This is a genomic window from Actinoplanes octamycinicus (assembly GCF_014205225.1).
Lineage (GTDB): Bacteria > Actinomycetota > Actinomycetes > Mycobacteriales > Micromonosporaceae > Actinoplanes > Actinoplanes octamycinicus.
Genome location: NZ_JACHNB010000001.1, coordinates 552,620 through 565,313, shown reverse-complemented (window position 1 = coordinate 565,313; position 12,694 = coordinate 552,620). Strand labels below are relative to the sequence as shown.

Sequence of the window (12,694 nt, the reverse complement as noted above, 5' to 3'; positions counted from 1 at the left end):
GTACCGGCCGACTGGCATCGCAGCCCCCTCGGTCGGGTGTGAGAGGACACCTAATCCGAGAGGAGGCAGCGTGGAGATCAACATCGGCAATACCGCCTGGTTGCTCCTGTCGTCTGCGCTCGTTTTGCTCATGACCCCCGGCCTGGCGCTCTTCTACGGTGGCCTCAACCGGTCCAAGGGCACCCTGAACATGATGATGATGAGCTTCTCCTCCATCGGGATCATCTCGGTGCTGTGGGCGCTCTACGGCTTCAGCCTGGCGTTCGGCGCCAGCGGCAGCGCGGGGCTGAACAACTTCATCGGCAACCTCACCCAGTACGGCGGCACCAGCATCGACTGGGCCGGCGACCTGTGGGGCACCACCGGTATCCCGGTCTACGTCTTCATGGCCTTCCAGATGATGTTCGCCATCATCACCGTCGCGCTGATCAGCGGCGCGCTCTCCGACCGCCTCAAGTTCGGCGGCTGGGTGCTCTTCGCCATCGGCTGGTTCACCCTCGTCTACGTCCCGGTCGCGCACTGGGTCTGGGGCGGCGGCTGGATCGGCGCCAAGCTCCACGCGCTGGACTTCGCGGGCGGCACCGCGGTGCACATCAACGCCGGTGCGGCCGCTCTCGGTGTCGCCCTGGTGCTCGGCAAGCGGGCCGGCTGGCCGCGGGAGAACATGCGCCCGCACAACGTCCCGTTCGTCGCCCTCGGCGCCGGCCTGCTCTGGTTCGGCTGGTTCGGCTTCAACGCCGGCTCCGAGCTGACCGTGGACAGCGTCACCGGCATCGCGTTCGTCAACACCCAGCTCGCCACCGCCGCCGCGCTGGTCGGCTGGTGCGCCGTCGAGTGGATCCGGGACCGCAAGCCGACCCTGGTCGGCGCGTCCTCCGGCGCCGTCGCCGGCCTGGTCGCGATCACCCCGGCCTGTGGCTTCATCGCCCCGATGCCGGCCGTGCTGCTCGGCGTGATCGCCGGTGCGGTCTGCGCCCTGGCGGTCGGCCTGAAGTACCGGTTCGGCTACGACGACTCGCTCGACGTGGTCGGCGTCCACTTCGTCGGCGGCTGGATCGGCTCGCTGTTCATCGGCCTGTTCGCCACCAACACCGCGAACAGCGCGATCACCGACGTGCTCGGCGCCAGCGCCGGCCTGTTCTACGGCGGCGGCTTCACCCAGCTCGGCCGGCAGTTCGTCGGCAGCGCGGCGGTCACCGCCTACTCGCTGATCATCGCGGCGGTCATCGCCCTCGCGCTCAAGGCGATCAAGCTGTTCCGGGTCAGCCAGGAGGCCGAGATCGGCGGCATCGACATCTCGGACCACGGCGAGACCGCGTACGACTTCACCCCGGCCGCCGGCTCGGGCGGTGGCGCCTTCGCGATGGCCGGGCTCGCCCCGGGCAAGTCGGTCGACGCCGACGGCAAGGCTGACACCAGCCAGAAGGTCGCCGGTTAATCTCTCTCATGGCTGCTGATGTGGAAGGACTGAGCATGAAGCTGGTGACCGCGGTCATCAAGCCGTACCAGCTCGACGCGGTGAAGGAGGCTCTGCACGCCCTGGGCGTCGCCGGGCTGACCGTGAGCGAGGTGCAGGGTTACGGCCGGCAGAAGGGGCACACCGAGGTGTACCGGGGCGCCGAGTACACCGTCGAGTTCCTCCCGAAGATCAAGGTCGAGGTGATCACGGACGAGATCGACGTCGAGAAGATCGTCGACGCCGTGGTGACCGCCTCGCGGACCGGCAAGATCGGTGACGGGAAGGTCTGGGTGACGACGGTCGACGACGTCATCCGGGTCCGGACCGGCGAGCGCGGCCTCGACGCCCTGTAAACGACCATGACGAACCCGTTGAGCGAGCCGCCGGCCCCGCCCGCACGTCCGGCTGCCGGCGACTCGCTCGACAAGCTGAAGGAACACATCGGTGCCGCGGCGCGCGACAAGCGAGCCGCGGCACTCGACGTCTGGCTGCGTGAGCTGTTCCCGAGCCACCTGCCCGGCGTCAGCCTGCTCGCGGTCGGCGGGCTGGGCCGGCGCGACTGCGCGCCGTACAGCGACCTGGACCTGGTCCTGCTGCACAACGGGACGGCCGGGATCGACCGGATCGCCGCGGCGCTCTGGTACCCGATCTGGGACGCCCGGCTCGGCCTGGACCACTCGGTGCGCACCCTGCCCGAGGCGCTCTCGGTCGCCCACGACGACGTGAAGGTGGCGCTCGGCCTGCTCGACGCCCGGCACGTGGCCGGCGACGCGGCGCTCTCCGCCGAGCTGGTGGCGGCCGCCGGGGACCTGTGGCGGCGGACCGCGGTCCGGCTGATGCCGCAGCTGCGCGAGCTGACCGAGAGCCGCTGGGCCAGCCACGGCGAGCTGGCCTTCTTGCTCGAGGGCGACCTCAAGGAGGCGGCCGGCGGGCTGCGCGACGTCACCCTGCTGCGCGGCATCGGCCGCGCCGGGATCGCCGACACCATGCGTCCCGCGGTGCGCGCCGCCACCCTGCGGCTGCTGGACGCCCGGGACGCCCTGCACCTCGCGGTCGGCCGCCGGGTCGACCGGCTGGTCGCCCAGGAGCGCGCCGCGGTCGCCGGTCTGCTGGACCTGGAGGACCCGGACACCCTGCTGCGCCGGGTCTCCGGCGACGCGCGGACCGTGGCGCACGCCGTCGACGACGCCTGGCGGGCGGTCGACCGGCTGCGCGGCACCCGCCGCCGGCCCGGCGCCCCGGCCGTGCCGCCCCGCCGCCCGGTCGCCCGGGACGTGGTCGAGCAGGACGGCGAGCTGGTGCTGGCCCGGACCGCGATCGGCCCGGTCCCGGACCCCAGCCTGTCGCTGCGGGTGGCCGCCGCGGCCGCCACCGTGCAGCTGCCGATCGCCCGCGCCACCTGCGAGTGGCTGGCCGCGTTCTGCCCGCCGCTGCCGCACCCGTGGCCGGCCGCCGCCCGGGCCGCGCTGGTCTCGCTGCTCGGCGCCGGCCCCGGCCTGCTGCCGGCCTGGGAGACCGCCGACCGGTACGGCCTGATCGACGCCTGGCTGCCGGAGTGGGCCCGGATGCGCAGCCTCCCGCAGCACCACCCGATCCACCGGTTCACCCTGGACCGGCACCTGGTCCAGGCCGCCTACGAGGCCACCCGGTTCGCCCGCGAGGTGGACCGCCCCGACCTGCTGCTGATCGGCGCCTTCCTGCACGACGTGGGCAAGGGCCTGCCCGGCGACCACAGCGTCGTGGGCGCCCCGATCGCCGCCGACATCGCCACCCGGATCGGTCTGCCGCCGGCCGACGTGGCCACCGTCGAGAAGATGGTCCGGCTGCACCTGCTGCTGCCGGACGTGGCCACCCGCCGCGACCTGGGTGACCCGGTGACCATCTCCACGGTGGCCGAGCAGGTCGGCGACCCGGCCACGCTGGACCTGCTGCACGCCCTGGCCCGGGCCGACTCGCACGCCACCGGCCCGGCCGCCTGGTCGGACTGGAAGGGCCGGCTGATGGCCGAGCTGGTCCGCCGGGTGCACACGCTGCTCGACACCGGCGCGCTGCCGGAGCCGCCGGAGCCGGACCCGGAGCTGGTCAGCGGCGACCTGCCGGTGGTGCACCTGGACGGCGACCAGGTGTCGGTGGCCGCCGCCGACCGCCGGGGGCTGCTCGCCGGGGTGGCCGCCTGCTTGGCCATGCACCGGCTGGACGTGGTCGCCGCGAACACCTCGACGGTGGACGGGCGGGCGATCGTCGAGTTCTACACCCAGCCGCGGTACGGGACGCCGTACGATCCGGTCGCCCTCACCGCCGACCTGCGCCGGGTCGCGGCCGGCGACGTCTCGGTGACCCAGCGGGTCCGGGCCCGGGCGATGAGCGCGCGCGGCGGCACCGCCTCGCCGAAAGTGATCTGGCAGCGGGCCGCGGCGACCGACGCGGTGGTCCTGGAGCTGCGCGCGGCCGACTCGGCGGGCCTGCTCTACCGGGTGACGCACGCGCTCGACGAGGCCGGCGCGGAGATCCGGGCGGCCCGCATCTCCACCCTGGGCGGCGACGTGGTCGACGCGTTCTACCTGGTCGGGGCGTGGGCCGACGCGGCCGAGCGGGATCGGGTGCAGCAGGCTGTGCTGGCCGCGGTGTAACCCCCGGCGGGCCGCCGCGTTGAACCACCGATGATCGGCGAGGAGAATCCGGCGGCGCTGGTCGCCGCGGCGGTGCGCAACCGTGCGGTCGGTTTGCGGGAGGAATTGGCGTCCGGCGACCTGACCGGCCTGCTGCGGGCGGCCCGGGCCGGTCGGCGGCCCGCGCTGGCCCGGCCGGACCGGGTGGCGGTCCTGGCCCAGGTGATCGCGTTGCAGGACGTGCTGCCCGGCGACCGGGCCGACGCGCTGGCGCTGTTCGAGATGGTCGGCGTGCGGCGGGTGCCGGCCCGGCAGCGCACCGTCTACGCCCAGCTGGCCCGCTCGCCGCGGATCGCGGTGGACCGGCAGGTGCGCCACGAGATCGCCACCGACCTGGCCAACCCGTTCCGCGAGCCGGGCCGCCCGCTGCGGCCCTGGCTGCGGCGGTTCGCCGCCGGGCTGCCGGCGCCCGCGCCCCGGCTCGACGACCGGGACCACCTGCCGCCCTTCGACCGGCTCTGCACCGCGGATCCGGCACCGGTGCACCGACCGGAACTGATCACCGTGGTGGTGACCGCCTACCGGCCGGGGGAGGGGCTGCTCACCGCGGTCCGCTCGATCCTGCGGCAGTCCTGGCGCCACCTCGAGGTGCTGGTGGTGGACGACGCGTCGCCGCCGGAGCACGACGAGGTCCTGGCCCGGGCGGTGGCCCTCGACCCGCGGGTCCGCCTGCTGCGGCAGCCGCGGAACGCCGGCACCTACGTGGCCCGCAACGCCGGCCTGGACGCCGCCGCCGGCGAGTTCGTGACCTTTCAGGACTCCGACGACTGGTCGCACCCGCGCCGCCTGGAACTCCAGGTCCAGCCGCTGCTCGACGACCCGTCGCTGGTCGCCTCCACCTCGGACGGCCGCCGGGTCACCGAGGACCTGACGCTGACCCGGCTGGGCCGGCGCGGCGGCAAGCTCAACCCGTCCGCCCTGCTCCTGCGCAAGGCCACGGTGCTCGCCCGGGCCGGCTACTTCGACGTGGTCCGCAAGGGCGGCGACTCGGAGTACATCGAGCGGATCGCCGCGGCCTTCGGCGACCGGGCGCTCCGCCACCTGCCGGTCCACCTGGCGCTGATCCGGCTCTCCACCGGCTCGCTGTCCCGGGCCGAGATCCTGCCCTACTGGCTGCACCCGGCCCGGGCCGCCTACCGCTCCGCCTACCTCGCCTGGCACGCCCGGATCGCGGCCGGCGCCACGCCGGCCTTCCGGCCGCCGGACGGCTCGGACCGCCCCTTCCCGGCGCCCGCCCATCTGCTCCGGTCCGCCGCCGGCCAGGAGCCCGTTCCCCGGTACGACGTGATCGTCGCGGCCGACTGGCGGGTGATGCGCGAGTCCCAGCGGTCCGCGCTGGCCGAGATCGAGGCGCTGCTCGGACGTGGTCTGCGGGTGGCGATCCTGCACCTGGAGGACTGGCGGCGCCCGACGGTGCGGCGGCTCCCGGTGCACCCGGCCGTGCAGGACCTGGTCAACGCCGGCCGGCTCGGCGCGGTCACCCTCACCGACCGGGTGGACTGCGGGGTGCTGCTGGTCCGGCAGGCCGAGGTGCTGCGTCATCCGCCGGCCGGGGAGACCGGGCTCGCCCCGCGTACCGTGCTGATCCTGATCGACGAGCAACCGCGCGCCGCGCTGGGGCCGTGCGGCGCGGCGGCCGAGCGGCTGTTCCGGGTGCCGGCGCTCTGGTGCCCGCAGTCGGGGGCCGTCCGCGCCGCGTGCCCGGACCTGCCGCTGACCGATTTCGATCTACCCACCGTGGCCGTCCCGGCGGCCCCTCGCCGGACCCCGATCCCGCGCCACCCGGTGCTCGGCGCCGAGGTGAACCATCCCCGGGAGCTGGCCGTGTTCGACGGGCTGACCGGGTTCGACGTGCGGATCCGGGCGGCCGACGGGCTCCGCCTGCCCCGGCAGCCGGCCGGCCGGCTGGTCTACCGGGCCGCCGACGTGGCGCCGCTGGAGTTCTACGCCCAGCTGGACTTCGCGCTGCGGACCGGGCCGTCGGAGCGGGCCGCGCTGGACGCGACCGCCACCGGCTGCATCGTGCTGCCGCCCGGAGCGGCGGCGGCGCTGCGGCGTTACCAGGCCGAGCCGGAGCTGGCGGCGGAGCGGCGTCGGCGGGACCGGCTCGCGCTGCGGGACGGGCACCACCCGGATCTGTTCGCCGGCCGGGTGGCGGCGCTCGCGCGTAACGCCACGTAGCTTGCGCCGTTAGGGCTTGGTGTGGTCGCCCCCGCGGCCACCGCAGGCACCGGAGGTGGCAGTTCATGAGGCTTCGCACACTGGCCGGCCGGGCACGCGCGCTCGGCCCGCGGACGGTCGCCGCCGCCGGGCTCACCGCGCTGCTGGTGGCCGGCGTCGCGACCGCCGCCGCGCTGGACGCGGAGCGGGTCGCGCTCTGCCTGCTCGCCCTGCTGCTCGCCCTGGCGCTGGCCGGGGTCCTGCAGCTGAACCGGCGGCTGCTGGCGCTCCGCGGCGACCGCCGGGAGATCCGCGAGCTGCGGGTGGTGCTGGACGCCACCCAGCGCCGGGTGGTGTCCGCCGTGGAACGCCAGCGGCTCGCCGCCGACGACCGGCACCGGGAGCTGACCGACGCGATCGCCCGGGTGCAGCGGATCGCCGACCGCGGCGTGCGCGCCGTGCAGCTCGCCGTGCCGCGTGAGTTGGAGGCGTCGATCCAGCTCTTCCAGGGGTTCACGCCGCGCGCCCCGATGCCGTCCTCCGGCGACTACGCGCTCAACCCGACCGACCTGCTGGAGCTGCTCTTCCTGGTCCGGTCCCGGCGCCCGAAGCTGGTGGTGGAGCTGGGCAGCGGCACCTCGACGATCTGGCTCGCCTACGTGCTGGAGCAGACCGGCGGCCGGCTGGTCTCGCTGGACCACGAGCCGGAGTACGCGAACCGCACCCGCGCCGCCCTGGCCGCGCACGGGCTGACCGGGGTCGCCGAGGTGCGCGACGCCCCGCTGGCCCCGGTGCCGGTCGACGACCGCAGCTTCGACTGGTACGACCCGGCCGCCCTGGAGGACCTGACCGGGATCGACTTCCTGCTGGTCGACGGCCCGCCGGCGGCGGTCGGGCCGGACAGCCGCTACCCGGCGCTGCCGGTGGCCGGCCCGCGCCTCGCCGACCGCGCCACGATCGTCTTCGACGACGCGAACCGGCGCGACGAGCAGGCCGCCATCGAGCGCTGGCTGGCCGCCGACGAGGGCCTCAGCCGGGAGGGCGAGATGCTCGGCCGGCACGCGGTCCTGGCGTACACCAGAAAGACCTTGAGCACAGCGAACGCCCCCGCCGCAGGGGGATCGGCGGGGGCGCTCGTCTAGCACCCGCGAAGCGGGCTGTCTTCGGCCGCGGTCCGGCTCACCGGGCGACATGCCCCCGAGCCGAGCGCGGCCATCGGCTCAGTAGCCGAAGTCCTGGGTGTAGTAGGGCGCGCCGCCCTTGCTGTAAACGGCGCCCACACCGACCGTCTTGGACTTGCAGTTCAGGATGTTCGCGCGGTGCCCCGGGCTCTTCATCCAGGCGTTCACCACGTCCTTGCCGGTGCGGTAACCCCAGGCGATGTTCTCCGCGGACGGCTTCGGGTAACCGGCCGCCTTCTCCCGGGCGACGAAGGTGGACCCGCCCTTGCCGGTGTGGCTGAACGCCCCGGACTGCGCCATGTAGGCGCTGTGCCCGCGGGCCGCGGTGGTCAGCCGCGAGTCCACCGTCAGCGCGCCGCAGCCGTGCGCGGCACGCTGCACGTTGGTCAGCCGGACGATGTCGGCCTGCAGCGACGCCTCGGACACCGGCGCGGCGTCGGCCGGGGTCGCGGCGAGCGCCACACCGAAGGCGGCGGCCGGGGCGAGAGCGGCGATGACGGCGAAGCGACGGAACAGCGAGCGCAAGGCGAACCCTTTCGGAGTACGGCGCCTGGCTCGTCGCCAGGCTCACCGTTCTCTTCGGCCCGCGCTCCGGCCGACATGACTGCCGTAAGGGTGTCGACGCGTCGCTGTTCGGTTGCCGGGATCCGGGCGGGTCAGCCGGGTTCCGGCCCGGTCCGCGGGTGGGGAAGGGCCGGCCGGGTGCGCAGCGCGAGGACCGCGTCCGCCCAGCGGCCCGGCTCGTGGCGGCGGGCGAATGCCAGGGACCGGGCCGACTGGGCCGCGTAGCGCTGCGGGCTGCGGTGCAGCCGGCGCAGCGTCCGGGACAGGTCGGCCGGGGTGCAGTAGACAGCGGCCGGGCCGTACTCCGGCTCCCGGTCCGGGGGCAGCAGCAGGACGCAGCCGGCCGCCAGCGGAGCGAGCAGGTCCGCCGGAGGGTCGGCGTCGCCCAGGTAGAAGTCGAGCTGGTGCAGGAAGGACCGGGGCGTGACGTCGGTGGGCTGGTAGACCAGCCAGTGCAGGGGCGGGCGGGTGGTGGGATCGGCGGCACGGTGCAGAAGGCGTACGTCGAGATCCGGGGAATCGCGCAGTGACCGGCGCAGCGACCGCAACGGATCGTGGTCGTCGGCGAGGAACCGGCCGAGGACCGGCCGGTCGGCGGCCGGCTCCCGGCGCGACGTCTGCCACCGGCGGGCGTCCACCGTGCACGGCAGCGCCGCGAAGGTCACCTCGCCGCCGAACATCCGCCGGGCCGCCGCCGCGCCGGCCGCCGCCGCGGCCGGCCACGCCGGATCCTCCTCGATCACCACCCGGTCGGCCCGGATCCCGCTGGGCAGACTGGTCGCGAAGGCCAGCCCGGCCGGGCCGCGGACCAGCAGCAGTCCGGTGTGGACCCGGTCGGTCAGCTGGATCTGCTCGGCCGCGCCGGTGTTGATCAGGCGTTGCACGTCCGGGTCGAGGTTGCGGGTGGCCCCGCCGAGGACCGGCAGGTGCAGCGCGGCGACCGAGACCGACGGCTGGGCGAGCAGCGCCCGGAGCGGCGCGGCGTGCTCGGGTGCGCTGAAGTCGGCGGCCAGGACCAGGTCGACGGTCACCGTGGCCGGCGTGGTCTCGGTCAGCCGGCGCGGCGCGGCGAACACCCGCCGCTGCGGCTCCCGCGGGCGCACGGCCGGCTCGCGGCCGCCGGCGACCCGGCGGTGCCAGGCCTGGAAGGCGGAGAGGTACGCCTGCCGCGCCGGGTGCATCCAGCCCGGGGCCATGTCCGCGCTGGACAGTGAGGTGCCGGAGAGCCGGATCAGGGCCAGCGTCTCGCCACCCAGGTGCGGCACCGCGGGCCGGCCGAACACCGCGCGGGCCCGTTCCACGTACTCCGCGTCGGCGCCCTTGCGGACGGTGTCCAGGTAGCCGAGCCGTGCCAGGGCGAGCGGGCGGCGCAGCATCAGCGACGACAGGTTGTAGGAGCGGTGCTGCGGATGGCCGGGCCGGGTCACCACCAGGTCGCCGGTCACCCGCATCCCGGCCGAGGTGGTCGCGACCAGCGCCGGGTCGGCGAGCAGCGGCGCCACCTGGCGTTCCAGCCGCAGCGGGTGGGACCAGTCGTCGGAGTCCTGGAAGGTGACGAAGTCGCCGGTGGCGGCGTCCAGGCCGGCGTTGCGGGCCAGGTAGGTGCCGCCGTTCACGGCGAGCCGGAGCACCCGGATCCGCGGGTCCAGGCCGGCGGCCTCGTCCAGCACCGGCGCCGGTCCGGAGCCGTCGTCGACGATCAGGATCTCCTGGTTGGCCCAGCTCTGCGCGACCAGCGACCGGACCGTGACCAGCAGCGCCGGGCCGGGCCGGTAGGTGGTGACGATCGTGGTGATCCGGTGCGGGTCGTCGACCCGCGGGACCACGCCCGGCACGATCCGGTCGAAGCGCGGCCCCGGCCCGTCGGCGAGCGTGATGCCCGGCGCCGGGAGGAGCCTGGTGAACCGGGCCAGCCACTCGCCCGGCTCGGCCAGGTCCACGGCGAGCGCCTCGCGGATCGGCCGGGGAATCCTCGGGTAGCGGGCGAGCAGGTCGGCGGCCCGGCCGACCGGGAAGGCCAGCTGGGCGTGCAGACCCTGGTGCGCCGGGGCGATCGCGGCCGGACCGTGCGCCCGCAGCAGCGCGTCGAACAGCGCCAGCCCGTCCGCCCGGTCGTGCGCCTCCAGATCCTGCAGCGCGATCGCCCGGGCCAGCTCGCCGAGCGCCCACGGATCGCCGTCCGGCGCCCGGCCCGCCCGGACCGCGGTGAGCAGGGCGTCCAGGTCGGGGACGCCGGCCGCGTGGGCGAGCAGCACCCGGGCGTCGGCCGACCGGGCCTGGATCGCGGCCGTCGCCGGTCCGTCCGGGCCGGTCCGGCGCAGCGCGCGCAGATGCCGTTCGAGCAGGGCGGATCCGTAGGAGGCCGGGGTGATGTGCGTCCGCATGGTGTACCCAACGCCCGGCCCGGCGCCCGCGTGACGTGATCGCCTCGCGGGTCGTTGTGCCCGGCGGAGAACCCGGTCGTCGAGCAACGGAGTACACGATCATGACCGCGACCGTCCATGACGTGGCGATCCTCTCGGACTTCCGGTACCCGGGCGGCAATTCGGCGGCCATCGCGGCCGAGGTGCGGGCCCAGGCCGAGGCCGGATTGCGCACGATCCTGGTGCACGTGCCCTCCCCGCACAACCGGGACGGGCTGCCGTTCAGCCCGCGGATCGCCGAGCTGCTCCGGGACGGGCTGGCCGAGCTGGCCACCCCGGACGCCGCGGTCAACGCCCGGCTGCTGGTGATCCGGCAGCCGCGGATCTTCACGGCCGACCTGGCCGTGGTGCCCCGGGTGCACGCCGAGCACACCGTGATGGTGCTCAACCAGGCGCCCGGGGACTCGGCCGACCCGACCCGTTACTACGACTTCGCGCAGGTGCGGGACCGGGTCGAGCTGTACTTCGGCCCGTCGGTGGAGTGGACGCCGATCAGTCCGCAGATCCGCGGGATGCTGCCCGGGCTGTCGGCCGAGGACTGGCACGAGATCATCGACGTGGCGGACTGGCCGTCCCGTGCCCCGAAAAACGGCGATTTGCCGGTCATCGGGCGGCATGGGCGCGCGGATGCGGTGAAGTGGCCCCGCGCGGCCGACGAGCTGCTCCAAGCTTATCCCGATAAACCGGACTTAAGGGTACGAATCCTCGGTGGCGGTGAGATCGCCACACGGCTGCTCGGCCGGCGCCCGGCGAACTGGGAGATCATCCCGTTCGGCGGTGAACAACCGGCCGACTTCCTCCGCACCATCGACTTCTTCGTCTACTTCCACGACCCCGACCTGGTCGAGGCGTTCGGCCGGACCATCCTGGAGGCGATGGCCGCCGGGGTGCCGGTGATCATCGGCGAGCACTTCCGCCCGATCTTCGGCGACGCCGCGCTCTACACCACCCCGGCCGGCGTGGAACCGCTGGTCCGTGCCCTGTGGGCGGACCAGGAGCGGTACCGGGCGGTGGCCGCGCAGGCTCGCGAGTTCGTCGAGACCCGGTACGGCGTCGCCTCCCACCTGGCCCGGCTCGCGGCGCGCGGGGCGGGCGCCCGGCCGGCCGCGCACCGCGCCCCGGCGCTCGTCCGCCGCGACCCCGCGCCCCGCCCCCGGCCGGTGCTGATGCTCAGCGACAACGGCGCCGGCCTGGGCCACCTGTCCCGGCTGATGGCGATCGGGCGGCGGCTGCCGGAGAGCTGCCCCGCGGTGATCGCCACCCAGTCGTACGGCGCCTCGGTCGCCCACCGGGAGGGCTTCCTCACCGAGTACCTGCCGTCCCGCGCCGTGCTCGGCCTGCCCAAGCAGCGCTGGGCCGGCTTCCTGCAGTCCCGCCTGGAGCACCTGGTCGACCTGCACCGCCCGGCCGTCGTCGCGGTGGACAGCGTCCCGCACGACGGCATCGTCGCGGCCGCCGCCGCCCGCCCGGACGTCACCTGGGTCTGGGTGCGCCGGCCGATGTGGCGCCGGGAGACCGGCGCCGAGTGGATCGCGAAGCGCGGCGCGTTCGACGGGGTCCTGGAGCCCGGCGAGTTCGCCGCGCCCGCCGACGAGGGGCCGACCGTGGCCGACCGGGCCGGCGTGCACCCGGTCGACCCGATCATGCTGCTGGACCGGTCCGACCTGGTCGGGCCGGATGAGGCACGGGCCGTGCTGGGCATCGAGGAGGGCCGCCCGGCCGCGCTGTTGCAGCTCGGCGCCGGCAACATCAACGACATCGCCTCCCCGGTCGGCCGGATCGCCCGGCACCTGCGTGAGGCCGGCTTCCAGGTGCTGCTCGCCGAGTCGATGATCGCCACCGACCCGATGCCCACGGTGCCCGGCGCCCGGGTGGTCAAGGTGTACCCGATCAGCCGATATCTGCGCGGAGTGGACCTGGTGGTCGCCGCGTCCGGTTACAACTCGTTCCACGAGCTGCTCGCGTTCCAGGTGCCGACGGTGTTCGTGCCGAACCGGGCGACCTCGCTGGACGACCAGGTGGCCCGGGCCCGGTTCGCGGCGTCGACCGGCGCGGCCCTGTGCGTCGAGGACCCGGAGAGCGACGAGCTGGACCGGGTGCTGGCCGAGGCGGTCCGGCCGGAGGTGCGGGCCCAGCTCGCCCGGCGCTGCGCGGAGGTCGGGTTCGGCAACGGGGCGGAAGCAGCGGCGCGCTGGCTGGCGGGGCTGGCCGCGGAGAACGGACGAAGCGGAGCGTAAA

The 12,694-nt window shown here is 75.0% G+C and carries 8 protein-coding genes; 6 read left to right on the top strand and 2 right to left on the bottom strand.

Annotated features, from left to right (window positions below; translation table 11 throughout):
• Positions 1-70 precede the first annotated feature (70 nt).
• From BJY16_RS02405 to BJY16_RS02385, 5 genes are all read left to right on the top strand, one after another.
• A complete protein-coding gene (locus BJY16_RS02405; protein ID WP_185037493.1) occupies positions 71-1,438 on the top strand; it encodes an ammonium transporter in 1,368 nt (455 codons plus the stop codon).
• 35 nt (positions 1,439-1,473) lie between these two features.
• Positions 1,474-1,812: a P-II family nitrogen regulator gene (locus tag BJY16_RS02400; protein ID WP_014694245.1), complete on the top strand. Its 339-nt coding sequence runs from the start codon at positions 1,474-1,476 to the stop codon at positions 1,810-1,812.
• 6 nt (positions 1,813-1,818) lie between these two features.
• Complete coding sequence (locus tag BJY16_RS02395) at positions 1,819-4,089, top strand: [protein-PII] uridylyltransferase (protein ID WP_185037492.1); 2,271 nt, start codon at positions 1,819-1,821, stop codon at positions 4,087-4,089.
• 30 nt (positions 4,090-4,119) lie between these two features.
• Positions 4,120-6,309, top strand: coding sequence for a glycosyltransferase family A protein (locus BJY16_RS02390; RefSeq protein ID WP_185037491.1), 2,190 nt, complete (start codon positions 4,120-4,122; stop codon positions 6,307-6,309).
• A 65-nt stretch (positions 6,310-6,374) separates the two neighbouring features.
• The gene (locus BJY16_RS02385) at positions 6,375-7,430 is read left to right on the top strand and encodes an O-methyltransferase (RefSeq protein WP_185037490.1); all 1,056 of its coding nucleotides are present in this window, start codon (positions 6,375-6,377) and stop codon (positions 7,428-7,430) included.
• 78 nt (positions 7,431-7,508) lie between these two features.
• Here the strand turns inward: BJY16_RS02385 and BJY16_RS02380 are convergent, their stop codons facing one another.
• Together BJY16_RS02380 and BJY16_RS02375 are read right to left on the bottom strand one after the other, a co-directional pair.
• On the bottom strand, positions 7,509-7,994 hold the full coding sequence (locus BJY16_RS02380) for a CAP domain-containing protein (RefSeq protein WP_185037489.1): 486 nt from the start codon (positions 7,992-7,994) through the stop codon (positions 7,509-7,511).
• A 131-nt stretch (positions 7,995-8,125) separates the two neighbouring features.
• The gene (locus BJY16_RS02375) at positions 8,126-10,417 is read right to left on the bottom strand and encodes a glycosyltransferase family 2 protein (protein WP_185037488.1); all 2,292 of its coding nucleotides are present in this window, start codon (positions 10,415-10,417) and stop codon (positions 8,126-8,128) included.
• Between the two features lie 101 nt (positions 10,418-10,518).
• On the opposite strand from BJY16_RS02375, the gene BJY16_RS02370 reads away from it, so the two are divergent.
• On the top strand, positions 10,519-12,693 hold the full coding sequence (locus BJY16_RS02370) for a glycosyltransferase (RefSeq protein WP_185037487.1): 2,175 nt from the start codon (positions 10,519-10,521) through the stop codon (positions 12,691-12,693).
• Position 12,694: the final 1 nt, after the last annotated feature.

Coding starts and splice junctions, on each gene's coding strand:
- BJY16_RS02385 (WP_185037490.1), top strand. CDS start 6,375: ATGAGGCTTCGCACACTGGCCGGCCGGGCACGCGCGCTCGGCCCGCGG.
- BJY16_RS02390 (WP_185037491.1), top strand. CDS start 4,120: ATGATCGGCGAGGAGAATCCGGCGGCGCTGGTCGCCGCGGCGGTGCGC.
- BJY16_RS02395 (WP_185037492.1), top strand. CDS start 1,819: ATGACGAACCCGTTGAGCGAGCCGCCGGCCCCGCCCGCACGTCCGGCT.
- BJY16_RS02375 (WP_185037488.1), bottom strand. CDS start 10,417: ATGCGGACGCACATCACCCCGGCCTCCTACGGATCCGCCCTGCTCGAA.
- BJY16_RS02400 (WP_014694245.1), top strand. CDS start 1,474: ATGAAGCTGGTGACCGCGGTCATCAAGCCGTACCAGCTCGACGCGGTG.
- BJY16_RS02370 (WP_185037487.1), top strand. CDS start 10,519: ATGACCGCGACCGTCCATGACGTGGCGATCCTCTCGGACTTCCGGTAC.